General features: G+C 48.0%; 23 protein-coding genes. 20 read left to right on the top strand and 3 right to left on the bottom strand.

What is annotated here, in order from left to right:
* Nucleotides 1-158 precede the first annotated feature (158 nt).
* The 4 genes from H7F26_RS19185 to H7F26_RS19170 all read left to right on the top strand — a co-directional run bounded on the left by H7F26_RS19185 (nucleotide 159) and on the right by H7F26_RS19170 (nucleotide 3,698).
* Nucleotides 159-1,589: an IS1182 family transposase gene (locus H7F26_RS19185; RefSeq protein WP_016886315.1), complete on the top strand. Its 1,431-nt coding sequence runs from the start codon at nucleotides 159-161 to the stop codon at nucleotides 1,587-1,589.
* Between the two features lie 273 nt (nucleotides 1,590-1,862).
* Complete coding sequence (locus H7F26_RS19180) at nucleotides 1,863-2,183, top strand: hypothetical protein (protein WP_003183355.1); 321 nt, start codon at nucleotides 1,863-1,865, stop codon at nucleotides 2,181-2,183.
* Nucleotides 2,184-2,218: 35 nt separating this feature from the next.
* Nucleotides 2,219-2,839, top strand: a complete 621-nt coding sequence (locus tag H7F26_RS19175) for an N-acetylmuramoyl-L-alanine amidase family protein (protein ID WP_003183353.1) — start codon at nucleotides 2,219-2,221, stop codon at nucleotides 2,837-2,839.
* 133 nt (nucleotides 2,840-2,972) lie between these two features.
* Nucleotides 2,973-3,698, top strand: a complete 726-nt coding sequence (locus tag H7F26_RS19170; protein WP_003183351.1) for a glycerophosphodiester phosphodiesterase — start codon at nucleotides 2,973-2,975, stop codon at nucleotides 3,696-3,698.
* Between the two features lie 50 nt (nucleotides 3,699-3,748).
* On the opposite strand, the gene H7F26_RS19165 is transcribed toward H7F26_RS19170, so the two are convergent.
* The gene (locus tag H7F26_RS19165; protein ID WP_003183348.1) at nucleotides 3,749-4,003 is read right to left on the bottom strand and encodes a DUF2627 domain-containing protein; all 255 of its coding nucleotides are present in this window, start codon (nucleotides 4,001-4,003) and stop codon (nucleotides 3,749-3,751) included.
* Between the two features lie 153 nt (nucleotides 4,004-4,156).
* On the opposite strand from H7F26_RS19165, the gene H7F26_RS19160 reads away from it, so the two are divergent.
* The 8 genes from H7F26_RS19160 to H7F26_RS19125 all read left to right on the top strand — a co-directional run bounded on the left by H7F26_RS19160 (nucleotide 4,157) and on the right by H7F26_RS19125 (nucleotide 14,230).
* Entirely contained in the window at nucleotides 4,157-6,223 is a 2,067-nt protein-coding gene (locus H7F26_RS19160) for a sigma-54 interaction domain-containing protein (RefSeq protein WP_026080755.1), read from the top strand.
* A gap of 126 nt (nucleotides 6,224-6,349) precedes the next feature.
* On the top strand, nucleotides 6,350-7,261 hold the full coding sequence (gene yqiS, locus H7F26_RS19155; protein ID WP_003183343.1) for a phosphate butyryltransferase: 912 nt from the start codon (nucleotides 6,350-6,352) through the stop codon (nucleotides 7,259-7,261).
* A gap of 3 nt (nucleotides 7,262-7,264) precedes the next feature.
* Nucleotides 7,265-8,359, top strand: a complete 1,095-nt coding sequence (gene bcd / locus H7F26_RS19150) for a branched-chain amino acid dehydrogenase (RefSeq protein ID WP_003183340.1) — start codon at nucleotides 7,265-7,267, stop codon at nucleotides 8,357-8,359.
* A gap of 38 nt (nucleotides 8,360-8,397) precedes the next feature.
* Nucleotides 8,398-9,504 carry a butyrate kinase gene (gene buk / locus H7F26_RS19145; protein ID WP_009327926.1) on the top strand — a complete coding sequence of 369 codons (1,107 nt, stop codon included), beginning with the start codon at nucleotides 8,398-8,400 and terminating at the stop codon, nucleotides 9,502-9,504.
* Complete coding sequence (lpdA, locus tag H7F26_RS19140; RefSeq protein ID WP_003183335.1) at nucleotides 9,494-10,915, top strand: dihydrolipoyl dehydrogenase; 1,422 nt, start codon at nucleotides 9,494-9,496, stop codon at nucleotides 10,913-10,915. Before buk ends, lpdA begins: the two co-directional genes overlap by 11 nt.
* Before the next feature lie 22 nt (nucleotides 10,916-10,937).
* A complete protein-coding gene (locus H7F26_RS19135) occupies nucleotides 10,938-11,930 on the top strand; it encodes a thiamine pyrophosphate-dependent dehydrogenase E1 component subunit alpha (RefSeq protein WP_003183334.1) in 993 nt (330 codons plus the stop codon).
* Nucleotides 11,931-11,942: 12 nt separating this feature from the next.
* Nucleotides 11,943-12,926, top strand: a complete 984-nt coding sequence (locus H7F26_RS19130) for an alpha-ketoacid dehydrogenase subunit beta (RefSeq protein ID WP_003183332.1) — start codon at nucleotides 11,943-11,945, stop codon at nucleotides 12,924-12,926.
* A gap of 23 nt (nucleotides 12,927-12,949) precedes the next feature.
* Nucleotides 12,950-14,230 carry a dihydrolipoamide acetyltransferase family protein gene (locus H7F26_RS19125; RefSeq protein ID WP_003183330.1) on the top strand — a complete coding sequence of 427 codons (1,281 nt, stop codon included), beginning with the start codon at nucleotides 12,950-12,952 and terminating at the stop codon, nucleotides 14,228-14,230.
* A 20-nt stretch (nucleotides 14,231-14,250) separates the two neighbouring features.
* Here H7F26_RS19125 and H7F26_RS19120 read toward each other — a convergent pair whose 3' ends face one another.
* Nucleotides 14,251-15,153 (bottom strand): YegS/Rv2252/BmrU family lipid kinase, encoded by a 903-nt coding sequence (locus H7F26_RS19120; RefSeq protein WP_011198106.1) that lies wholly within the window; start codon nucleotides 15,151-15,153, stop codon nucleotides 14,251-14,253.
* Nucleotides 15,154-15,334: 181 nt separating this feature from the next.
* On the opposite strand from H7F26_RS19120, the gene H7F26_RS19115 reads away from it, so the two are divergent.
* The 6 genes from H7F26_RS19115 (at nucleotide 15,335) to H7F26_RS19090 (ending at nucleotide 19,261) form a co-directional block, all read left to right on the top strand.
* Nucleotides 15,335-15,772 carry a BrxA/BrxB family bacilliredoxin gene (locus tag H7F26_RS19115; protein WP_003183325.1) on the top strand — a complete coding sequence of 146 codons (438 nt, stop codon included), beginning with the start codon at nucleotides 15,335-15,337 and terminating at the stop codon, nucleotides 15,770-15,772.
* A complete protein-coding gene (locus H7F26_RS19110) occupies nucleotides 15,772-15,945 on the top strand; it encodes a hypothetical protein (protein ID WP_017473919.1) in 174 nt (57 codons plus the stop codon). Before H7F26_RS19115 ends, H7F26_RS19110 begins: the two co-directional genes overlap by 1 nt.
* Nucleotides 15,946-15,995: 50 nt before the next feature.
* Nucleotides 15,996-16,763 carry an arginine ABC transporter substrate-binding protein ArtP gene (locus tag H7F26_RS19105; protein WP_017473920.1) on the top strand — a complete coding sequence of 256 codons (768 nt, stop codon included), beginning with the start codon at nucleotides 15,996-15,998 and terminating at the stop codon, nucleotides 16,761-16,763.
* An 88-nt stretch (nucleotides 16,764-16,851) separates the two neighbouring features.
* Nucleotides 16,852-17,514, top strand: a complete 663-nt coding sequence (locus tag H7F26_RS19100; protein WP_003183320.1) for an arginine ABC transporter permease ArtQ — start codon at nucleotides 16,852-16,854, stop codon at nucleotides 17,512-17,514.
* The gene (locus H7F26_RS19095) at nucleotides 17,507-18,229 is read left to right on the top strand and encodes an arginine ABC transporter ATP-binding protein ArtM (protein ID WP_003183318.1); all 723 of its coding nucleotides are present in this window, start codon (nucleotides 17,507-17,509) and stop codon (nucleotides 18,227-18,229) included. Before H7F26_RS19100 ends, H7F26_RS19095 begins: the two co-directional genes overlap by 8 nt.
* Before the next feature lie 72 nt (nucleotides 18,230-18,301).
* Nucleotides 18,302-19,261, top strand: a complete 960-nt coding sequence (locus tag H7F26_RS19090) for an aromatic acid exporter family protein (protein ID WP_011198105.1) — start codon at nucleotides 18,302-18,304, stop codon at nucleotides 19,259-19,261.
* Between the two features lie 141 nt (nucleotides 19,262-19,402).
* On the opposite strand, the gene prli42 is transcribed toward H7F26_RS19090, so the two are convergent.
* Nucleotides 19,403-19,504: a stressosome-associated protein Prli42 gene (gene prli42, locus H7F26_RS19085; protein WP_016885946.1), complete on the bottom strand. Its 102-nt coding sequence runs from the start codon at nucleotides 19,502-19,504 to the stop codon at nucleotides 19,403-19,405.
* Between the two features lie 91 nt (nucleotides 19,505-19,595).
* Here prli42 and H7F26_RS19080 point away from each other — a divergent pair, with 91 nt between their 5' ends.
* A complete protein-coding gene (locus tag H7F26_RS19080; protein WP_009327930.1) occupies nucleotides 19,596-21,125 on the top strand; it encodes an acyl-CoA carboxylase subunit beta in 1,530 nt (509 codons plus the stop codon).
* Nucleotides 21,126-21,145: 20 nt separating this feature from the next.
* Nucleotides 21,146-22,264, top strand: coding sequence for a tripeptidase T (locus H7F26_RS19075; protein ID WP_003183307.1), 1,119 nt, complete (start codon nucleotides 21,146-21,148; stop codon nucleotides 22,262-22,264).
* Nucleotides 22,265-22,326 lie beyond the last annotated feature (62 nt).

The raw sequence follows: 22,326 nt of genomic DNA, 5'->3' as shown, positions 1-22,326 counted from the left end.
TGTCATAGACTGGATCATATAAAGCGAAAGCCGAATAAAACGTCTTTTTTCATAAGAAAAAAGACGTCAGCTTGTCGACAAAGTCACAAAAAAGTGGCTTGATCGACAAGCTTTTTTTGTTAAAATGTGTGTGGAATCTAATTTTTGGAGGTTTTACCATGTTGACCAAACACTCTAAAGATCAGCGTGAACAGCTTGAAGTCGTTGCCTTAAGTGAGCTTGTACCTGAAGACCATTTGGTCAGGAAGATGGAAGAAGCCATTGATTTTTCATTTATTTATCAAAAAGTTGCCCCTCTTTATTCTTCAAAAGGGCGTCCAAGTATTGATCCTGTTGTACTGATTAAAATGGTGCTCATTCAATACGTGTTTGGTCATCGCTCCATGCGCGAAACCATTAAGCGAATCGAAACTGATGTAGCCTATCGCTGGTTTATTGGATATGGATTCTCTGAAAAAATCCCTCACTTTTCAACCTTCAGTAAAAACTATGAACGTCGCTTTCATGACACAGACCTATTTGAAACAATCTTCTATAGGATTTTACGTCAGGCCATGGATCTCGGCCTCGTCGATCCTTCGGTTGCCTTCATCGACAGCACACATGTCAAAGCGAATGCCAATAAGAAAAAGTTTGTGAAAAAGATCGTAAGAAAAGAAACAAGAGCTTATCAGGAACAGTTAGATCAAGAAATTAATGCCGATCGCGAAGCCAACGGCAAAAAGCCCTTAAAGCCCAGGCAATGCTCAGAAGAACGAGAAATAAAAGAAAGTACAACAGATCCTGAGAGCGGCTATTTTGTAAAGGGTGAACGGGAACGCCTTTTTGCTTATGGTTTTCATACAGCTTGTGACCGGAACGGATTTGTGCTGGGGACGGTTGTTGAGCCTGCCAATATTCATGACAGCCAAGTGTTCACGACCCTGTTTCAACAAGTGAAAGAGCGCGTCGCCAAGCCTCATACGGTCGCAGTTGATGCCGGATACAAAACACCGGTTATCGCAAAATTTCTTCATGAAGAAAACGTTCGCCCTGTTATGCCTTACACGCGTCCGCAAACCAAAAAAGGATTCATGAGAAAACACGAGTATGTTTACGATGAATTTTATGATGTCTATATCTGCCCGCAAGACCATATTCTCTCCTATCGCACAACCAATCGGCAAGGTTATCGAGAGTATGCTTCAGATCCAAATCGATGTAAACAATGTCCATTACTACATACGTGTACAGAAAGTAGAGATCATCGAAAGATGATTCACAGACATATCTGGCAGGATCATTTAGACGAAGCTGATCATCTTCGGCATACGGAAGAGAATAAACAAATCTATGCCAAACGTAAAGAGACGATCGAACGAGTTTTTGCCGATTTAAAACATAAGCATGGCTTGCGCTGGACAACCTTACGGGGAAAGAAAAAATTGTCCATGCAGGCGATGCTTGTTTTCGCTGCCATGAATCTGAAAAAGCTGGCGAATTGGACCTGGAAAGGTCCTAACCGCCAGCCTTCTGATCGAAATAATAGAATAAAATGGACAAAAACAGGTCGGATTTTTAAAATCCGACCTGTTTTGTCAACGGTCTGACGTCTTTTTTCATAAGAAAAAAGACGTTTTTTTATACAAAAAAATAAAAATGATGAAAAAGATCTGATTTCTTCCAGTTTACAGCCATTTTTCGCCTTGGGTAGATCGTTTTTCACAGACGTTTTTACGCGGATGGCTTCTAACAATTCGGAAATCCTTGGGGAATTGGACGGGGAAAGCGGGCGAAAACCTGCTGCTGCGGCTTGCTTTACAGCCCCGGGTATTAAAGATAAGGTACGGGGTGTAAAAAATTCAGCGGGTGAGGTGGTCGACATGAGGAAAGGAGTCATCCTTGTTCTGTTCGCTATGCTGTTATTGGCAGGCTGCGGCACAACGCAGCATAATGGGCAAAGCGGTGATGAGAGCCGAAAAGGAACAGGCGAGGAAACGCTCGTGAAAGAAGGCACCTTTGTCGGTTTGGCGGACCAGCATACCGTCGCCGTCAATATTGACGGCAAAGAAACGATGTTTCAGGTCCCTCCCGAAAAACGGGACAAATATAAAGGGATCGAGGATGATACAAAGGTGGAAGTGGAGTACACGAAAGCAGAGGACGGAACATTACAGCTTGAAGATATGAAAAAGAAAGAATGATCGTTTGCAAAAAGGGATTGTAGGAGGAACAAATCGTGAAACTGTTAATAAAGAGTTTTGTTTTGCTGCTGTTTTCGTTTATGGCGGCTTTTCCAGCTGCTTTTGCGGCTGAGCCGCTTTCCGGGAAGACGGTATATGTTGACGCAGGTCACGGGGGTGAAGACAGCGGTGCTGTCGGAAACGGGCTGCTTGAGAAAGATGTCAACCTTGAAGTGGCAATGCTGATTGATGAAAAGCTGAAAGAAGAAGGAGCCGACACAGTCGCCTCAAGAACGGATGATACGTTTTTGACGCTGGAAGACCGGGTGGCCAAGGCGAGCAAAAATGCTTCAGACTTGTTTATCAGCATTCATGCAAACTCGGCCGTCCCTGAAGCGTCCGGTACAGAAACATATTTCGATTCCACGTATCAAGCCGCTGACAGCGAACGGCTGGCATCTGACATTCAAGAGCGGCTTCCGGATGCGCTGGGCACTCGGGACAGAGGTGTAAAAGAATCAGGGTTTTATGTCATCAAAAATTCTCAAATGCCGAGTGTTTTAGTCGAACTGGGCTTTATCACAAACAAAACTGATGCAGATAAACTCGAAAGTCCGGAATATCAGGAAAAAGCTGCAGACGCGATTGCTGACGCTGTCGTATCTTATTATGAATAATAGAAGGGCCCTGGTATATGACCGGGGTTCTTGTGTTATGTTTATGTTAAAAAAGGCCTTATGTGTGGAAAGAAAACAGTAAGACCTTCATAATGGGTTATAAACTTGCAATTCTTGTAGAGGTGAACCAGAAATGACGAAAATATTTGCACACAGAGGGGCTTCAGGCACTTTTCCCGAAAATACAATGGCGGCGTTTAAGCATGCGGCGGCCATTGGTGCCGACGGCATCGAATTGGATGTTCAAATGGCAAAAGACGGACGTCTTGTTGTCATTCATGATGAAAAGCTTGACAGGACGACTTCACTGAAAGGGTATGTGAAAGATCTTACATATGAGGAAATAAAACATGGAGACGCAAGCCACCGTTTTGCCGAAAAAACCGGTTCTGTCCCTGTGCCGACCCTTGAAGAAGTGTTTGAGTGGGCGGCAGATGCTGAATTTCTTCTTAATGTTGAATTGAAAAACAGCATTATCCGCTATGAAGGGATGGAAGAAAAAGTGATGTCGATGATTGAAGCGTACGACCTTCAAGACCGGATCATTCTTTCATCATTCAATCATGAAAGCCTTGCGTTATGCCACAGACTGAATCCAAGTATTGAATTGGCTGCGCTTTACATGGATGTCATCTACAAGCCGGAGGAATACATTGAGATGATTCCGGCTTCAGGATTTCATCCGTATCGCCGTTCAATGTCGGATGACACGATCAAAAACGCCCATTTGAAAGAAAAAGCGGTCAGGCCGTTCACCATCAACCGTGAAGAGGAGATGAAAAAGCTGATTGCTGCGGGAATAGACGGTTTCTTCACCGACTTTCCCGAAAAAGCGTTAAAATTAAAGGCCGAGATGTGAGATGCAAAAAGCCGCAGATATTGTCTGCGGCTTTTTCTTGTTCACAGATATCACACCTCGCGGCCGCTCTGCTTTTTTCTGAAACGGGGGCTTACTTGGTTGCGTTTTCTGTCTCTGTATAGAATAAATCCGCCTAACAAATAAAGGCCGCCTGCGAAGCATATGAACCCCGCCAGCCCCTGAAGCCAAAGGATCTGAAACGGGCCGATCAAAATGCCGAAAACCGTGTCGCGCATCAATTTAATTCCGAGAGCAGCCAGGCCTCCCGGGATCAGCAAAACGAGCAGTGCGATCATTCTCCCCATACACGAATCCCCTTACCAAAGATTTACCTTTATTGTCTATTTGAAAAAAAAGTTTGTCAAGAAAGGAAAACATGATAACATAGATGTTGTGCAAATTGTTGCAAGAGAACGTGAGAGTGTGCAAAATTTTTCATACAAAGGGGTAAAGGGATGATGCAAAAAGTACTGATCGTTGGTGCTGGAAAAGGGGGGACCGCCCTCTTGGATTTGCTGCTGAAAACAAAGACGATGCATATCGAGGCGGTCATCGATAAAAATCCGGAAGCTCCCGGGCTTTTCGTCGCGCAGAAAAACGATATCGAAACGGCACTCGACTGGACGCCATACATCACAGAACAGATCGACATCATCATTGAGACGACCGGAGACGCCGGCGTGTTAAAGCAGCTGATGCGAAAAAAGCACGACAGAACGATCGTGGTGCCGGGATCGCTCGCTTATATCATCTCTCAGCTGATGAATGAAAAGCAGCAGCTCATCCAAATGTTAAAAGAGCAGACGTATAAACACGACCGTATTTTCAACTCGATGAATGACGGCATGATTTTTATCGACATTAACGAAGAGATCATTTTGTTTAACAAAATGGCGGAGGTTATGACCGGAACAAAGCGCAGCGAAGCGATCGGCCAGCATATTCAAAGCGTGATCCCGACGACGAAGCTGCCGCGTATTCTCAACACGAGAGAGCCTGAGTATCATCAAAAACAATTTCTCCATCCGAACAGGCAGATTGTCACGACCCGAATTCCGATTATTGATGACGGAGGAACGCTCCTCGGGGCGCTCAGCATATTTAAGGACATTACCGATGCGGTCGAGCTGGCTGAAGAGGTGACCAACCTGAAGGAAGTCAGAACGATGCTTGAAGCGATCATTCAATCTTCCGATGAAGCGATTTCGGTCGTTGACGAAAACGGAAACGGAATGATGATCAACAGGGCATATACGAAGATGACAGGTCTGACAAAAGACCAGGTGATCGGGAAGCCGGCTAATACCGACATATCTGAAGGCGAGAGCATGCATTTGAAAGTGCTCGAAACGAGGCGCCCTGTCAGAGGGGTCAGAATGAAAGTCGGCCCGAATAAAAAAGAAGTGATCGTCAATGTTGCGCCGATTATCGTCGACGGCATTTTAAAAGGGAGCGTCGGCGTCATTCACGACGTATCTGAAATTCAATCGCTCACAAACGAGCTGAACAGAGCACGGCAGATTATCCGTACACTTGAGGCGAAATATACATTTGCCGACATCATCGGGTCAAGCGAGCAGATGCTCGTCGCGCTGGAACAGGCGAAATTGGGGGCGAAGACGCCTGCGACGATTTTGCTGAGAGGCGAATCGGGAACGGGTAAAGAGCTTTTTGCCCATGCCATACATAACGAAAGTGACCGAAAGTATAATAAGTTTGTCCGCGTCAATTGTGCGGCCATATCGGAATCACTGCTTGAATCAGAGCTTTTCGGCTATGAGGAAGGCGCTTTTTCAGGTGCGCGCCGCGGCGGGAAAAAAGGATTCTTTGAAGAAGCGAACAACGGAAGCATTTTCTTGGATGAAATCGGCGAGCTCTCGCTAAACACACAGGCGAAGCTCCTCCGCGTTCTTCAGGAAAAAGAAATCGTCAGAGTCGGCGGGACCAAACCGATCCCTGTGAACGTCCGGGTCATCGCGGCGACTAACGTCAATATTGAAAAGGCGCTCGCTGAAGGCCGGTTTCGCGAAGACTTGTACTACCGGATCAATCGCTATCCGATATCGATTCCGCCGCTCAGACAGCGGAAAGAGGACATTGAAGCCTTGAGCAGGCATTTGATAGGGAAGATCAACCAAGAGTACGGGCGCAATGTAAAGGGGCTTACGAAAAACGCCCTCAAATCGCTAAAAGCGCGGAAGTGGCCGGGGAATGTCAGAGAGCTTGAAAATGTCCTCGAGCGGGCGATGATTTTTTTAAAACCGCAAATGGAATGGATTGATCTAGAACATCTTCCTGAAGCGGACCGTCCGAGAAAAAAGATGGAAGCCGGCGAAGCTTTCCCTGAAATTGAAGATGAAAAGCTGTCTGATGCGGTCGAACGGTTTGAAGCTCATATCATTAAAGAAACGCTTGAAAAGCATCAATATAACAGAACGAAAACGGCAAAAGCTCTTGGAATCAGCATTCGCAACCTCTATTACAAAATGGATAAATACAACCTTGCAAAAGATAGCATGCAATAAATTGCAAAAACGAGTGCAAAATCATGCAAACTGTAAACAGGTTCACAGTACCGAACCGCTTTTTTCATACTGGCACGAAACTTGCATGATATAGTGGGCGGATGTTTGCTTAGAAAGGTGGGTACTATGAAGCTGAAACAACTATTGCAAAAAGCGGCGGAGCTTGACAATAAAACGGTCGCCGTCGCACATGCGGAAGATGACGAAGTGCTGCAAGCGGTCAAACTTGCGGTCGACAAACAATTTGCCCGGTTCTTGCTGATCGGGCACAGAGAAAAACTTAGACATATGATGACAGAGCAGAATATTTCAAAACGGCACGTGGATATCATTCATTCGGAATCGCCGGCGGATTCTGCGAGAATTGCCGTTCAAGCTGTCAAAAGCGGCAATGCGGATGTTCTTATGAAGGGGAATGTCCCGACAGCTGTGCTATTAAAAGCCGTTTTGAATAAAGAGTACGGGCTTCGTTCCTCGCACGTGCTGTCACATGTAGCAGCATTTGAAGTCAGCGGGTTTGAGAGGCTGATTTATGTAACAGATGCGGCGATGAATATCAGCCCCAAGCTTGATGAGCTGAAGCAGATTTTAGAAAACGCAGTCGGCGTGGCGAGGTCGGTCGGCGTGCAAATGCCGAAAGTCGCTTGTCTTGCCGCAGTGGAAACAGTGAATCCCGCGATGGAAGCGACATTGAATGCAGCTGCCTTGACGCAGATGAATCATCGGGGCCAAATCAAAAACTGCGTTGTTGACGGGCCTCTTGCATTGGATAACGCGATATCGCCGCTTGCCGCCCGGCATAAAAACATTTCCGGGATCGTAGCAGGCGAGGCCGATATCCTGCTTGTTCCTTCAATTGAAACAGGCAATGTCCTTTATAAATCATTGATTCATTTTGCGGGTGCAAAAGTGGGAGCCATTTTAGCAGGGGCAAAAGCACCCATCGCCTTGACAAGCAGGGCCGATTCCGCAGAAAACAAGTTGTATTCGATTGCTTTGGCGCTGTGTACGTCTGAAGCACGACATGAGGAGGAATAAAAAATGGAACTATTTCGATATATGGAACAGTATGACTACGAGCAATTGGTATTTTGCCAAGATAAACAGTCCGGTTTAAAAGCGATCATCGCGATTCATGATACGACGCTCGGGCCGGCTCTCGGCGGCACAAGAATGTGGACATACGAAAGTGAAGAAGCCGCAATTGAAGATGCGCTGCGCCTTGCGCGGGGAATGACCTACAAAAATGCGGCGGCCGGACTGAACCTCGGAGGAGGCAAAACCGTTATTATCGGAGATCCGCGCAAAGATAAAAACGAAGAAATGTTCCGCGCTTTCGGCCGCTACATTCAAGGCTTGAACGGCAGATACATCACAGCCGAAGACGTCGGTACAACCGTTGAAGATATGGACATCATTCATGACGAAACCGATTTCGTTACAGGCATTTCACCTGCTTTCGGTTCATCAGGAAATCCTTCTCCGGTAACAGCTTACGGGGTATATAAAGGGATGAAGGCGGCGGCGAAAGCGGCATTCGGAACGGATTCGCTTGAAGGCAAAACCGTTGCGGTTCAAGGCGTCGGAAACGTGGCCTACAACCTGTGCCGGCACCTCCACGAAGAAGGCGCGAAACTGATCGTGACCGACATCAACAAAGAAGCAGTTGAACGTGCAGTCGCCGAATTCGGCGCCCGCGCCGTCGATCCGGATGATATTTATTCGCAGGAATGCGATATATATGCGCCGTGTGCCCTCGGAGCGACAATCAACGATGATACGATTCCGCAGCTGAAAGCCAAAGTGATTGCCGGGGCAGCCAACAACCAGCTGAAAGAAACCCGCCACGGTGATCAAATCCACGACATGGGCATCGTTTATGCCCCGGACTATGTCATCAATGCCGGCGGCGTCATCAATGTCGCTGACGAGCTTTACGGCTATAATTCGGAGCGCGCGCTGAAGAAAGTCGAAGGCATCTACGGAAACATTGAACGCGTCCTTGAAATTTCGAAGCGCGACCGCATTCCGACATACTTGGCCGCAGACCGTCTGGCGGAAGAACGAATTGAGCGCATGCGCCAATCGAGAAGCCAATTTTTGCAAAACGGCCATCACATTTTAAGCAGACGTTAAAATCATAACCCCTATTCTCTATTGGAGGTTTTAATTCAATGCAGGTACAGGAAAAACGTATTCTCGTCATCAATCCGGGATCTACATCTACAAAGATCGGCGTTTTTCATGATGACCGTTCGATTTTCGAAAAATCAATCCGTCATGACGAGGCTGAGCTACAGCAATATCAGACCATTATTGATCAATATTCGTTCAGAAAACAGGCGATACTCGAAACCCTGCATGAACAGGGAATCAATATTTCTAAATTGGATGCCGTTTGCGCCAGGGGAGGGCTGCTTCGGCCGATTGAAGGCGGCACTTACGAAGTCAATGATGCGATGATTGTCGATTTGAAAAACGGCTATGCGGGGCAGCATGCATCAAATCTCGGGGGCATCATCGCCAGGGAGATTGCCGACGGGTTAAATATTCCCGCTTTTATCGTCGACCCCGTTGTTGTGGATGAAATGGCTCCTATCGCAAAAATTTCCGGCACCCCGGCTATTGAAAGGCGCAGCATTTTTCACGCGCTCAACCAAAAAGCAGTCGCAAGGAAAGCGGCTTGGCAGTTTGGGAAGCGTTATGAAGATATGAAAATGATCATCACCCACATGGGAGGCGGCATTACGATCGGCGTCCATTGCCGCGGCCGGGTGATCGACGTCAACAACGGCCTCCACGGGGAAGGTCCGCTCAGTCCAGAGCGGGCCGGAACCATTCCTGCGGGTGATCTGATCGATATGTGCTTTTCCGGCGAATATACGAAAGACGAGCTGATGAAAATGCTTGTCGGCGGCGGAGGGCTTGCCGGCTATCTCGGCACGACGGATGCGGTAAAAGTTGAGAAAATGATCAAGGAAGGCGATCAAAAAGCTGCGCTCATCTATGAAGCGATGGCTTATCAAATCGCCAAAGAAATCGGGGCGGCCAGCGCCGTCTTAAAAGGCGAAGTCGATGTCATTATTTTGACAGGAGGACTGGCATATGGAAAATCGTTTATTTCCTCGATCAGACAATACATAGACTGGATTTCGGATGTCGTCGTCTTTCCAGGAGAAAATGAACTTCAAGCATTGGCTGAAGGTGCATTTCGCGTATTGAACGGCGAAGAAGAGGCAAAACAGTATCCGAACCAGAGGAGGGAAAGTCATGGCAACTGAATACGATCTCGTGATTCTTGGAGGGGGCACAGGCGGCTATGTGGCCGCCATCAGAGCCTCGCAGCTGGGGCTGAAAACAGCCGTCGTTGAAAAGCAGAAGCTCGGCGGCACGTGCCTTCATAAAGGCTGCATCCCGTCGAAGGCGCTCCTTAGAAGCGCGGAAGTATACAGGACAGCAAAAAAGGCGGACGAATTCGGAGTGGTCATTCCTGAAGTCGGACTGCGGTTTTCTCAAGTTCAAAGCAGAAAACAAAAAATAATTGACCAGCTGCACAACGGTGTCAAACACTTGATGAAAAAAGGAAAGATCGATGTTTACGAAGGAATCGGACGGATTCTCGGGCCGTCGATTTTTTCCCCGATGCCTGGGACGGTTTCCGTTGAGATGGCGAACGGGGATGAAAATGAGATGCTCATACCGAAAAACGTCATCATCGCTACAGGCTCAAGGCCCAGGTCGCTGCCAGGGCTTGAGCTTGACGGAGAAAACGTTCTGTCATCAGACGAAGCGCTTGAACTTGAGCAGCTTCCGGCTTCCATGCTGATCGTCGGAGGAGGTGTCATCGGGATCGAGTGGGCTTCCATGCTGAACGATTTCGGTGTTGATGTCACCGTCATTGAGTATGCAGACCGGATTTTGCCGACTGAAGATGCCGATATTTCTAGGGAAATGCAGGCGCAGCTCGCGAAAAAAGGCATCACAATGATCACGGGAGCAAAAGTGCTGCCCGACACATTGGAGAAAGGCGATGCGGTCAGCATTCAAGCGGAAAAAGACGGAGAAAAACAATCCTATTCCGCTGAGAAAATGCTCGTATCGGTCGGAAGGCAGGCAAATATTGAGGGTATCGGTCTGGAAAACACGGATATCCAGGTGGAAAACGGCTTTATCGTGACAAACAGCATGTACCAGACAAAAGAATCCCACATCTATGCGATAGGAGATGTGATCGGCGGCCTTCAGCTTGCACATGTAGCTTCTCACGAAGGGATTACGGCCGTTGAGCATATTGCTGGTGAAAACCCGCACGCCATCGATTATTCGCTTGTTTCAAAATGCATCTATTCAAGCCCTGAAGCCGCATCGGTCGGCTTGACAGAGGGTGAGGCGAAGGCGCAGGGGAAAAGCGTTAAAGTAGGCAAATTTCCGTTTCAGGCGATTGGCAAAGCGCTCGTGTACGGTGAGACGGACGGCTTTGTCAAAATCGTCGCCGATCGCGAAACAGATGACATTTTGGGCGTTCACATGATCGGCCCGCATGTGACAGACATGATATCTGAAGCCGGTCTGGCAAAGGTGCTTGACGCCACCCCGTGGGAAGTCGGTCAAACGATCCACCCGCATCCGACGCTGTCGGAGGCGATCGGAGAAGCCGCCCTTGCCGTGGATGGAAAAGCGATTCATTTTTAGAAAGCATGAAGGAGTGAAAAAAATGGGCAATAACCGTCATGAAGCAGTGGGATTAACAGATGAACAAGCAATCGACATGTACAAAACCATGCTTTTAGCCAGAAAACTCGATGAGCGGATGTGGCTCTTAAACCGTTCAGGCAAAATTCCTTTTGTCATCTCTTGTCAAGGACAGGAAGCAGCCCAGGTCGGAGCGGCTTTCGCTTTAGACCGGGAGAACGATTATGTGCTTCCGTATTACAGAGATATGGGCGTTGTGCTTGCTTTTGGAATGACGGCAAAAGATTTAATGCTGTCGGCGTTTGCAAAAGCCGAGGATCCGAATTCAGGAGGAAAGCAGATGCCAAGCCACTTCGGCCAAAAGAAAAACCGGATCGTCACGGGCTCTTCGCCGGTGACCACGCAAGTTCCGCATGCGGTGGGCGTAGCGCTTGCCGGAAGGCTTGACAAGAAAGACATTGCAACTTTTGTGACGTTCGGCGAAGGCTCTTCAAACCAAGGGGACTTCCATGAAGGGGCAAACTTTGCCGCCGTGCATAAGCTTCCCGTCATTTTTATGTGTGAAAACAATAAATACGCGATCTCGGTTCCTTATGAAAAGCAGGTAGCTTGCGAAAACATTTCCGACCGCGCCGTCGGTTACGGCATGCCTGGCGTGACCGTTGACGGAAATGATCCGCTTGAAGTCTACAAAGCTGTTAAAGAAGCAAGGGAACGGGCCGGAAGAGGCGAAGGGCCGACATTAATCGAAACGATATCATACCGGCTGACCCCGCACTCCAGCGATGATGACGACCGAAGCTACAGAGAGCGCGAAGAGGTGGCGGAGGCGAAGAAAAATGATCCGCTTAACAAATTCGCACAATACTTAAAAGAAGCAGGTCTTCTGGACGACCAGTCTGAGAAGCAAATATCGGATGAGATCACAAACATCGTCAATGAAGCAACAGATTATGCTGAACATGCACCTTATGCAGATCCGGAAGATGCGCTGCGGCATGTTTATGCGGAGTAAGGGGGAAGAACAATGCCAGTTATGTCATATATAGATGCTGTCACTTTGGCTTTGAAAGAAGAAATGGAAAAGGATCCCCGCGTCTTTGTTTTAGGGGAGGATGTCGGCAAAAAAGGCGGTGTATTCAAGGCGACAGCCGGTCTTTACGACCAGTTCGGCGAAGAGCGGGTGATGGACACGCCTTTGGCGGAATCCGCAATTGCCGGCGTCGGAATCGGGGCCGCCATGTACGGGATGAGACCAGTCGCTGAAATGCAGTTTGCTGATTTTATTATGCCGGCTGTCAACCAGATTATTTCGGAAGCGGCAAAAATCCGCTACCGCTCCAACAATGACTGGAACTGTCCGATCGTCATCCGCGCACCTTACGGCGGAGGCGTGCACGGCGCGCTGTACCATTCACAGTCGGTTGAAGCCGTGTTTGCCAATCAGCCCGGCCTGAAAATCGTCATGCCTTCGACGCCTTATGATGTCAAAGGGCTTTTGAAAGCGGCCATCCGCGATGACGACCCTGTGCTGTTCTTCGAACATAAACGGGCATACCGGCTGATCAAGGGCGAAGTGCCGAGTGACGACTATGTGCTGCCGATCGGAAAGGCGGACGTGAAGCGGGAAGGCGAAGACATTACCGTCATCACATACGGATTGTGCGTCCATTTCGCCCTTCAGGCTGCCGAACGGCTTGCCAAAGACGGGATTTCCGCACATATCCTTGATTTAAGAACGGTATATCCGCTCGATCAGGAAGCGATTATTGAAGCGGCTTCCAAAACGGGCAAAGTGCTTTTGATGACCGAAGATACGAAGGAAGGCAGCATTATGAGTGAAGTGGCCGCGATCATTTCAGAGCATTGCCTGTTCGATTTGGATGCGCCGATTAAGCGGTTGGCGGGCCCTGATGTCCCGGCAATGCCGTATGCTCCTACAATGGAAAAATTCTTTATGGTCAATCCGGATAAAGCAGAAGCAGCGATGAGAGAATTGGCTGAGTTTTAATATAGCGAAGGAGGACACATCGTATGGCAGTGGAACAAATGACAATGCCGCAGCTCGGGGAGAGCGTGACTGAGGGAACCATCAGCAAATGGCTCGTCAGCGTCGGAGATCACGTCAACAAATATGATCCGATTGCTGAAGTGATGACGGATAAGGTCAATGCTGAAGTCCCTTCATCGTTCACGGGAACGATTGCCGAGCTAGTCGGGAAGGAAGGCGAAACTCTGCAAGTCGGAGACGTCATCTGCAAAGTCGAAACAAATGAAGAAGCGAAACCGGAGGCTGAGGCTGTTTCCAAGCCAGATCAAGAGGAAGCGGAGCCGGCCAAACCGGAGGCGAAAGATACATCTCAGAAAAAACGTTATTCCCCGGCGGTGCTGAGACTTGCCGGAGAGCACAACATCGATTTGGAGCAGGTGGAAGGTACAGGCGCCGGCGGACGGATCACAAGAAAAGACATCCAGCGCATCATTGCTTCCGGAGCTGTTCCTCAAACTGATGCAGCGCCGGAAAAACAGCCGGGTGCAAATGCCGCGGGAGCGATTGAACCTGATCAAAAACCGGCGCAAGCCGCACCTCAAGCTGCACCGCCTCAAAGTGCGGCCGGAGACGTTGAGATTCCTGTAACTGGAATCCGCAATGCGATTGCGACCAACATGGTCAGAAGCAAGCATGAAATCCCTCATGCCTGGACGATGATGGAAGTGGATGTCACAGGTCTTGTGAGCTACCGCAACAAAATAAAAAACGAATTCAAGAAAAAAGAAGGCTTCAGCCTGACCTTTTTCGCGTTTTTTGTCAAAGCAGTCGCACAGGCGCTGAAGGAATTCCCGCAAATGAACAGCATGTGGGCCGGAGATAAAATCATTCAGAAAAAAGACATCAACATCTCAATTGCAGTAGCGACTGAAGATGCGTTATATGTTCCTGTCATCAAGCATGCCGATGAAAAAACGATTAAAGGCATCGCAAGGGAAATCTCCGAACTGGCTCATAAGGTCAGAAGCGGCAAGCTGACCAGCGGGGATATGAGCGGAGGTACGTTTACGGTCAATAATACCGGTTCGTTTGGATCGGTTCAGTCGATGGGGATCATCAACCATCCGCAGGCTGCCATCCTGCAGGTTGAATCGATCGTCAAGCGTCCCGTCGTCATGGAGCACGGCATGATCGCGGTCAGGGATATGGTGAACCTATGCTTATCCCTCGATCACAGAGTGCTTGACGGCCTCATTTGCGGCAGATTCCTTGCCCGTGTGAAAGAGATTCTTGAACAGATCGATGATCATACGTCCATCTATTAAAAAAGCCGGCCCGTTTAGGGTCAGCTTTTTTCTTTTTCTAAGGGGGTGAGCATGCGGAGGTGCCCGTTTAGCACCTCGATTGAAGCCGGCGTTTTTGTGCAGATTTCGCCGTCTGTATCGGCTTCCATGGGAAGGGCGGTTTCAATTCGAACGGTTTGCCCCTGATAATAGGATAGCTCGCCTTTAAAGGAATCCCATTCGGGATCATCCATTGCAAAAAGCTCTTTCAATGCAGCCAGATTCGTATTCCGGCAGACGAGAATGTCCGCTTTTCCGTCGTTGATGCTCAGCTGCGGAAGGGGGATCTTGTTCGTTCCGATAAAGGGGCCGTTCAGCACGACGACCATGACCGCTTCGTCAGCAAACTCTTCTCCGTCGATCGACAGACGAAAAGAGAAGGGCTCAAGATTGGAGATTGTCCGCAGTGCGCTTGTAAAATAACTGATTCTCCCGAGCAGCGCTTTTTCCGTTTGATTGATATGGCTGGAAGCTTCCGTGATCAATCCGATGCCCCAAAAGTTGAGACAATAATGATCATTCGCTTTTAAAACATCGACCGGGACGGGACTTCCATTGGCGAGCGCTTCCGCCGCTTTCTCTATGTTCTGGGGAATGCGGAGCGCCCTCGAAAAGTCGTTGCATGTACCGCCAGGGAGGATGCCGATATCTGGCTTGGTTTGAAGCTGACTAATCCCGTTAATGCATTCATGCACCGTCCCGTCACCGCCTAAGATAAACAACTGCCCGATATCCTCCCCGATCTCCAGGCAAAATTCGAACGCATCGCGCTTTTTTCTCGTCGGTTTCACGATGAGTTCGTCTATAGCTTGTGAAAGAATCGGTACGGCAGCACCGAGTGTTTTTTCAACATTTTTTTGCCCTGCATTCCCGTTGTAAATCAGCATTGCTTTCTTTCGGTTCATAAAGTACTCCTTTATTTATAGGGTCTTTACTTATTTTTCCCCGGGCTGCCCGTTCCGTAAACCTGAAGGAACACGAATCGCCTGATTTGCGGTCCGGGCGGTTTCAAAGTATCATTAGAACAGATGAGCAAACAGCGGCTTTAGCATCATGCTATAAGCGCTAAAAAGGAGAGATCTTAAAGTGAACATGGATTTTAATCTGTTTATGAACGATGTCGTACGCCAGGCCAGACAAGAAATAACGGCTGCCGGCTACACCGAATTGAAAACGCCTGAAGAGGTCGATGAAGCGCTCACGAAAAAAGGCACTACGCTTGTCATGGTCAACTCCGTCTGCGGCTGTGCAGGGGGGATTGCAAGACCTGCCGCGCACCATGCGGTTCATTACGATAAGCGCCCTGATCATCTCGTCACCGTTTTTGCCGGACAAGACAAAGAAGCGACGGCAAGAGCAAGAGAATATTTTGAAGGATATCCGCCTTCTTCTCCGTCATTCGCCCTTTTGAAAGACGGCAAGATTTTAAAAATGGTGGAGCGCCATGAAATTGAAGGCTATGAGCCGATGGCTGTCATCACCAAGCTTCAAGGACTGTTTGAAGAATACTGTGAAGAAGTATAATGGAAAAACTGCCTGCCAAAACAGATGGCAGGCTTTTTTTGTGTATAAAAATGCTTTTTGTATGCAATCAGAAAGATAAAGGCACAGGCGTTCAATTGGTATTTAAAGGCTTATTTAAAGGTTTTTTAGTTATTTTTCAAAATGGTATTGCATCCGCCTCGGAAAATGTTTAAAATACATAACAACGAATAAATATTCAAACAGGTTCAGGGGGATACACAACATGAAAAAATGGATGTTACTGGTAGTGGCAGCATGTGTCACATTTGCATTGACTGCTTGCGGGACGAGCAGCAGCTCTGATGATAAAAAAACATTGGTGATGGGAACTTCTGCCGATTACCCGCCTTTTGAATCGAAAGACGGGGATAAGATTGTCGGTTTTGATGTTGATCTGGCCGAAGCACTGGCTGAAAAGACGGGCCATGAAATCGAAGTGAAAGACATGGACTTCAACGGCTTGGTGACCGCTCTTAAAACAAACAAAGTCGACATTGTGCTTTCAGGAATGACGCCGACGCCTAAACGCAAAAAACAGGTCGATTTTTCAAATGTCTACTATACGGCTCACAACATGATCGTTACAAAAAAATCAAGCGGCATCAAATCGCTTGACGATCTGAAAGGAAAAACGGTCGGCGTACAGCTTGGCTCCATCCAGGAAGAAAAAGCAAAGGAGCTCACGCCGGATTACGATTTAAAAGTTGAAAACCGCAACCGCATTTCGGATTTAACTGAAGAAATCAAAGCGGGCCGCTTTGACGCTGCAATCATTGAAGATATCGTTGCCGAAAAATATATTAATAAAAATGAAGAACTGGTTGGCTACAATCTGCCGAAAGAACCGGATGAAAAAGCCGGCTCCGCGATCGCCTTTAAAAAGGGAAGCGATTTGACCGAGAAGTTCAACAAAGCGCTTGAAGAAATGGAGAAAAGCGGAGAACTTGATAAACTGAAAGAAAAATGGTTCGGCGGAGAAACAAAAAAGTAAGCGTAAAAAGTTCAACTTTTTGTTGAACTTTTTTTTTCTAAAGCGATGTACGCCTCTTTGATCATGAGGCGGGAGAGGGAGAGTCATCATGAATTTTCTTGATTTTTCTAGTACAGTACCCGAAATGCCTTTCATCCTGGAAGGCTTGGGCGTTACCTTAAAAGTGGTCGCGGCTGCGGCCGTGCTTGGATTTTTGCTGGGGGTTTTGATTACGCTTTTAAAAATCAGTTCGATCAAGCCCCTCGCATGGATTGCAGACTTTTACACTTCCATATTCCGGGGGACACCGCTCGTTCTGCAGCTGATGATCGTCTATTACGGACTGCCTCAGGTGCTGGGCTTTGATATTGATGCTTATTGGGCGGCCGTCATCGCATTCGGCTTAAATTCCGCTGCTTATGTATCAGAAATCATCAGAGCAGGAATCAATGCGATCGACAAAGGGCAAAAAGAGGCGGCGATGGCTCTGGGCGTCCCGTATGCAAAGATGATGAAGGATCTCTTGCTGCCGCAGGCCTTTAAAAATATCATGCCCGCGCTGATCAACGAATCGATTACACTGACAAAGGAATCGGCTGTTGTCACCGTCATCGGACTCGGCGATATAATGAGGCGAAGCTATCAGGCGGGAGCTGCGATCTACAGCCCGCTTGAGCCGATGCTGTTTGCAGGCCTCATCTACTATGTGCTCGTTTTGATCCTGACGTTTGTCGGCAAAGCGATTGAAAGGAAGCTGAATGTCAATGATTAATGTTCGCAATCTCTCAAAATCTTTCGGAAAGCACGAGGTGCTTAAACATATTTCCGTTTCCTTTGAAAAAGGCGAAGTAGCCGCAGTCATCGGCCCGTCGGGATCAGGCAAGTCCACGTTTCTGCGTTGCTTAAACCTGCTCGAAAAGCCGACGGAGGGCAGCATTTTCATTCAGGATCAAGAGATTACAAGCCCGAAAACAAATGTGCTGAAAATCAGAGAGAACATCGGCATGGTCTTTCAGCATTTTCACTTGTTTCCGCATAAAACGGTTCTTGAAAATATTACGTATGCACCTGTCCATGTCAAAAAAGAAAGCAAACAGGCGGCTGTGAAAAAAGCGGAAGAACTGCTTGAGAAAGTGGGGCTTCTCGATAAAAAAGATGATTATCCGAACCGTTTATCAGGGGGACAAAAGCAGCGCGTCGCGATTGCGAGGGCGCTGGCGATGAATCCGGATATCATGCTGTTTGACGAACCGACATCAGCTCTTGATCCCGAGATGGTCAAAGAAGTGCTCCAAGTGATGCAGGATTTGGCGAAAACCGGGATGACGATGGTGATCGTGACGCATGAAATGGGATTTGCCAAAGAAGTCGCCGACAGAGTGCTTTTCATGGATGAAGGAACCATTGTAGAAGACGACGATCCTAAAGCGTTTTTTTCTTCTCCAAAATCGAAAAGAGCTCAAGACTTTTTAGAGAAAATACTATAAAATAAGCTGAAGAAGATGCTGATCTTCTTCTTTTTTATTCACTAAGACTAGCAGAAAAGATTGGGGTTAACGATGTTTAAAATAGGTTATCGCACATTAAAAACAGCGCTTGGAACAGCATCGGCCATCTATATCGCACAGCTGCTCGGCCTCCATAATTTTGTGTCGACAGGGATCATCACGATCCTCTGTATTCAAGTGACGAAAAAACGGTCCCTTCAGGCATCATGGGCACGGTTTGCAGCATGCATTCTTGCGATCGTCTTTTCATACGCATTTTTTGAGCTGATCGGCTATCATCCTGCTGTCATCGGTCTGATGCTGCTGTTCTTTATTCCGACAACCGTTCTTCTGAAAATAAAAGAAGGAATCGTCACAAGTTCGGTCATCATTCTTCACCTTTATATGTCGGAAGGGATCACCCTTTCTCTCGTTTGGAACGAATTCCTTATCATCATTACGGGAATCGGCGTAGCCCTGCTGATGAATCTGTACATGCCGAGCCTCGATAAAGAGCTCAAACAGTATCAGCAGAAAATAGAAGATAACTTTGCCAAGATTTTTGAAGAAATCGAACGGTATTTGCTGACCGGGGAGCAGGATTGGACGGGAAAAGAGATTCCTGAGACGCACCGTTTGATCAATGAAGCGAAGACCCTGGCATACCGCGATGTGGAAAATCATTTTCTCAGGCACGAAAACCTCTATTATCACTACTTTAAAATGAGAGAAAAGCAATTTGAAATTATCGAAAGGGTTCTGCCGAAAATCACGTCGATTTCGATGACGGTTGAACAGGGGCAGATGATCGCGGCGTTTCTCCATGATTTAAGAGGAGCCATCCATCCCGGAAATACGGCTCATAAATTTTTGAAGCGGCTCGTGAAAATGAGAGAGGAAATCGAAGAGATGGAGCTGCCGACGACACGAGAAGAATTTGAAGCGCGCGCTGCTCTTTTCATTTTTCTCGGCGAAATGGAACAGTATCTTGTGATTAAGAGTTACTTTAAAGGTATTAAATCTCCTGCATAACCGCATGAGTTTCTCCTTCATTGGTCAATCTAATGAAACAGGGAGAAGCTTGTGCGGTTTTTTCTATTCTTCCCGGAAGCCTGAGCCCGAAAAAAGCAGGCGTTTCTCCGAAAAAAGAATCGCCTGCTTTCATGATCTGTATTAAAAAATCATGCTGATTCCGGTAAGCAGAGTGGTCAGCACCATGACGCCGATCATTAAAATAACCATGAACTTGATGAATTTTCGAGACAAGCTTTTCACCTCTGTTTTTTAATCTCCCATTATTTTATACTGCTTTTTTTCATCGGACAAGTTTCGTTCTTGGAATCAAATAGAGAAGGGGCAGAACGTGATGAATATGTTTGAAAGAGTCGACGATTTAAACAACAGCCGCCAAAAAGCTTCGCTCGGAGGCGGCCAGGAACGGATCGACAGGCAGAAGCAAAAAGGCAAGCTCACCGCCAGAGAACGAATTGATCTTCTGCTTGATGAGGGGACGTTCACTGAACTGAATGCCTTTGCCAGAAGCCGGCAGTCCGGCGGCCCGTTAGGCGACGGGGTTGTCACGGGATTCGGAAAGATCGACGGGCGGCCCGTTTATCTATTTTCCCAGGATTTTACCGTCACCGGCGGAGCGCTCGGAGAAATGCACGCCAAAAAAATAGCGGCCGTCATGGATCTTGCCCTCAAAAATAAGGCGCCGTTCATCGGTCTGAACGACTCAGGTGGTGCGAGAATTCAAGAGGGTGTGCTATCATTAGATGGATACGGTCATATTTTTTACCGAAATGTCCTTTGCTCAGGCATCATTCCGCAAATCTCTGTCATTCTCGGCCCTTGTGCGGGCGGCGCGGTTTATTCCCCCGCTTTGACCGACTTCGTTTTCATGAGCGAAAAAACCGGACAGATGTTTATTACCGGTCCGAAAGTCATCAAAACGGCGACAGGCGAGGCTGTCAGCTCCGGTGAATTGGGGGGCGCCTATATACATAATTCAATCAGCGGGAATGCCCATTTTTCCGGGGATTCCGATGAGGCCGTCCTCCATGAGGTGCGCAAGCTCTTGTCCTACATCCCCCAGAATCACGAAGAAAAGCCTCCCGCCAAGGCGAGAAAGGCGAAAGATCATGAGATAAGGCCTGCTTTAATGACGATCCTGCCTGAAGACGGTCAGCGTCCGTATGACGTCAAACAGATCATCGCGGAAATCGCAGACGGCGGAACATTTTTTGAAGTGCAGTGCCATTTTGCCAAAAACGCGGTGATCGGTTTTGCAAGGATAGCGGGGGAAACGGCGGCGGTCGTGGCCAACCAGCCGAAGTATTTAGCCGGAAGCCTCAGCATGGATGCGGCTGACAAAATCGCCCGGTTTATCCGTTTTTGCGATTCCTTTCAGATCCCGATTTTGACTTTGGTTGATTGTCCCGGTTTTCTTCCGGGAATACGCGAAGAGCACGGCGGGGTGATCAGGCACGGCGCCAAAATCCTTTACGCGTATGCGGAAGCCACTGTCAGCAAGGTGACGGTCATTTTAAGAAAAGCATACGGCGGAGCATATGTCGCTTTAAACAGCAAGGCGCTTGGAGCGGATGCCGTGTTTGCGTGGCCGAATGCAGAAATTGCAGTGATGGGCGCCTCGGAAGCTGCAGACGTGCTGTTTGCGAAGGAAATCGAACGGTCAGACGACCCGCGGGCCGCCCGGGAGGAAAAAATCCGGAAGTGCATGCAGGCTTCAAGCCCTTTTACCGCTGCAAGATACGGCATGGTTGACGATATCATCGATCCGAAAGAGACGCGGAAGAAGCTGATCCAAACGTTTGACATGCTGAAGAGCAAAAAAGAAATCCGGCCGGACAAAAAGCATGGAAATATACCGCTTTAAAAAATGGAGGGGAAACTAGTATGAATAAAAAACGCTTGTTAGAAGAGTTTTTAGAACTTGTGCAAATTGATTCCGAGACAAAACATGAAGCTGAAATCTGCAAGGTGCTGAAAGAAAAATTTGCGGCGCTTGGAATGGATGTCGTGGAAGATGACACAAAGCCAAAAACCGGGCACGGAGCAGGCAACCTCGTGTGCACGCTTCCGGGAACGAAAGAAGCGGACACGATTTACTTTACATCCCACATGGATACGGTCGTACCCGGAAAAGGCGTAAAGCCGGTCATTGAAGACGGATATGTCAAAACAGACGGCACAACAATTTTGGGAGCCGACGACAAAACAGGCCTTGCAGCGATGCTAGAAGCCGTAAAAGTGCTGAAAGAAAAAAACATTCCGCACGGAACGATCCAATTTATCATTACGGTCGGTGAAGAATCGGGGCTTGTCGGAGCGAAGGCTCTAGACCGTTCGCTGATCAAAGCCGATTACGGATATGCGCTTGATTCCGACGGGAAGGTCGGCAATATTATCGTGGCAGCGCCGACACAGGCGAAAATTAGAGCAACTGTCTATGGAAAAACGGCTCATGCCGGTGTAGAGCCGGAAAAAGGAGTCTCAGCGATCACGATCGCTTCAAAAGCGATTGCCAAAATGCCGCTTGGCCGCATCGACGAGGAAACGACGGCTAACATCGGCCGCTTTGAGGGCGGAACGCAAACCAATATCGTCTGCGATCAAGTCGACATTCTTGCTGAAGCCCGTTCGCTTGTTCCGGAAAAAATGGAAAAGCAGACGGAAAAAATGAAGCAGGCGTTTGAATCGGCAGCCGCCGAAATGGGGGGCAGAGCCGAGGTGGAAATCGAAGTCATGTACCCGGGCTTTAAATACAAAGACGGTGATCTTGTCGTTGAAATTGCCAAAAAAGCCGCCGGGAAAATCGGCCGTCCGTACGAGCTGTTGACGAGCGGCGGAGGAAGCGATGCGAACGTCATCGCAGGCCACGGCATTCCGACTGTCAACCTTGCAGTCGGATATGAACAGATCCATACGAAAAACGAAAAAATGCCGATTGAGGAACTTGTCAAAACTGCAGAAATGGTCGTTGCCATTATTGAGGAAGTAGCGAATCGTTCATAAAGGCGGGGTTTTACAGGGGAAGTTGCCGTTCGTTTCAGCTCTTAGAGCGGCGTTCTCGAACA

Source organism: Bacillus sp. PAMC28748 (genome assembly GCF_014250415.1).
Taxonomy (GTDB): Bacteria; Bacillota; Bacilli; order Bacillales; family Bacillaceae; genus Bacillus; species Bacillus licheniformis.
Note: the sequence above shows the minus strand (reverse complement) of the source record. Positions and strands in the feature narration are given on the sequence as shown.

What these genes read in the sequence shown, in the direction of transcription:
- H7F26_RS19185 (WP_016886315.1), top strand. Translation starts at nt 159, where the DNA reads ATGTTGACCAAACACTCTAAAGATCAGCGTGAACAGCTTGAAGTCGTT.
- H7F26_RS19180 (WP_003183355.1), top strand. Translation starts at nt 1,863, where the DNA reads ATGAGGAAAGGAGTCATCCTTGTTCTGTTCGCTATGCTGTTATTGGCA.
- H7F26_RS19170 (WP_003183351.1), top strand. Translation starts at nt 2,973, where the DNA reads ATGACGAAAATATTTGCACACAGAGGGGCTTCAGGCACTTTTCCCGAA.
- H7F26_RS19165 (WP_003183348.1), bottom strand. Translation starts at nt 4,003, where the DNA reads ATGGGGAGAATGATCGCACTGCTCGTTTTGCTGATCCCGGGAGGCCTG.
- H7F26_RS19160 (WP_026080755.1), top strand. Translation starts at nt 4,157, where the DNA reads ATGCAAAAAGTACTGATCGTTGGTGCTGGAAAAGGGGGGACCGCCCTC.
- yqiS (WP_003183343.1), top strand. Translation starts at nt 6,350, where the DNA reads ATGAAGCTGAAACAACTATTGCAAAAAGCGGCGGAGCTTGACAATAAA.
- bcd (WP_003183340.1), top strand. Translation starts at nt 7,265, where the DNA reads ATGGAACTATTTCGATATATGGAACAGTATGACTACGAGCAATTGGTA.
- buk (WP_009327926.1), top strand. Translation starts at nt 8,398, where the DNA reads ATGCAGGTACAGGAAAAACGTATTCTCGTCATCAATCCGGGATCTACA.
- lpdA (WP_003183335.1), top strand. Translation starts at nt 9,494, where the DNA reads ATGGCAACTGAATACGATCTCGTGATTCTTGGAGGGGGCACAGGCGGC.
- H7F26_RS19135 (WP_003183334.1), top strand. Translation starts at nt 10,938, where the DNA reads ATGGGCAATAACCGTCATGAAGCAGTGGGATTAACAGATGAACAAGCA.
- H7F26_RS19130 (WP_003183332.1), top strand. Translation starts at nt 11,943, where the DNA reads ATGCCAGTTATGTCATATATAGATGCTGTCACTTTGGCTTTGAAAGAA.
- H7F26_RS19125 (WP_003183330.1), top strand. Translation starts at nt 12,950, where the DNA reads ATGGCAGTGGAACAAATGACAATGCCGCAGCTCGGGGAGAGCGTGACT.
- H7F26_RS19120 (WP_011198106.1), bottom strand. Translation starts at nt 15,153, where the DNA reads ATGAACCGAAAGAAAGCAATGCTGATTTACAACGGGAATGCAGGGCAA.
- H7F26_RS19110 (WP_017473919.1), top strand. Translation starts at nt 15,772, where the DNA reads ATGGAAAAACTGCCTGCCAAAACAGATGGCAGGCTTTTTTTGTGTATA.
- H7F26_RS19105 (WP_017473920.1), top strand. Translation starts at nt 15,996, where the DNA reads ATGAAAAAATGGATGTTACTGGTAGTGGCAGCATGTGTCACATTTGCA.
- H7F26_RS19100 (WP_003183320.1), top strand. Translation starts at nt 16,852, where the DNA reads ATGAATTTTCTTGATTTTTCTAGTACAGTACCCGAAATGCCTTTCATC.
- H7F26_RS19095 (WP_003183318.1), top strand. Translation starts at nt 17,507, where the DNA reads ATGATTAATGTTCGCAATCTCTCAAAATCTTTCGGAAAGCACGAGGTG.
- H7F26_RS19090 (WP_011198105.1), top strand. Translation starts at nt 18,302, where the DNA reads ATGTTTAAAATAGGTTATCGCACATTAAAAACAGCGCTTGGAACAGCA.
- H7F26_RS19080 (WP_009327930.1), top strand. Translation starts at nt 19,596, where the DNA reads ATGAATATGTTTGAAAGAGTCGACGATTTAAACAACAGCCGCCAAAAA.
- H7F26_RS19075 (WP_003183307.1), top strand. Translation starts at nt 21,146, where the DNA reads ATGAATAAAAAACGCTTGTTAGAAGAGTTTTTAGAACTTGTGCAAATT.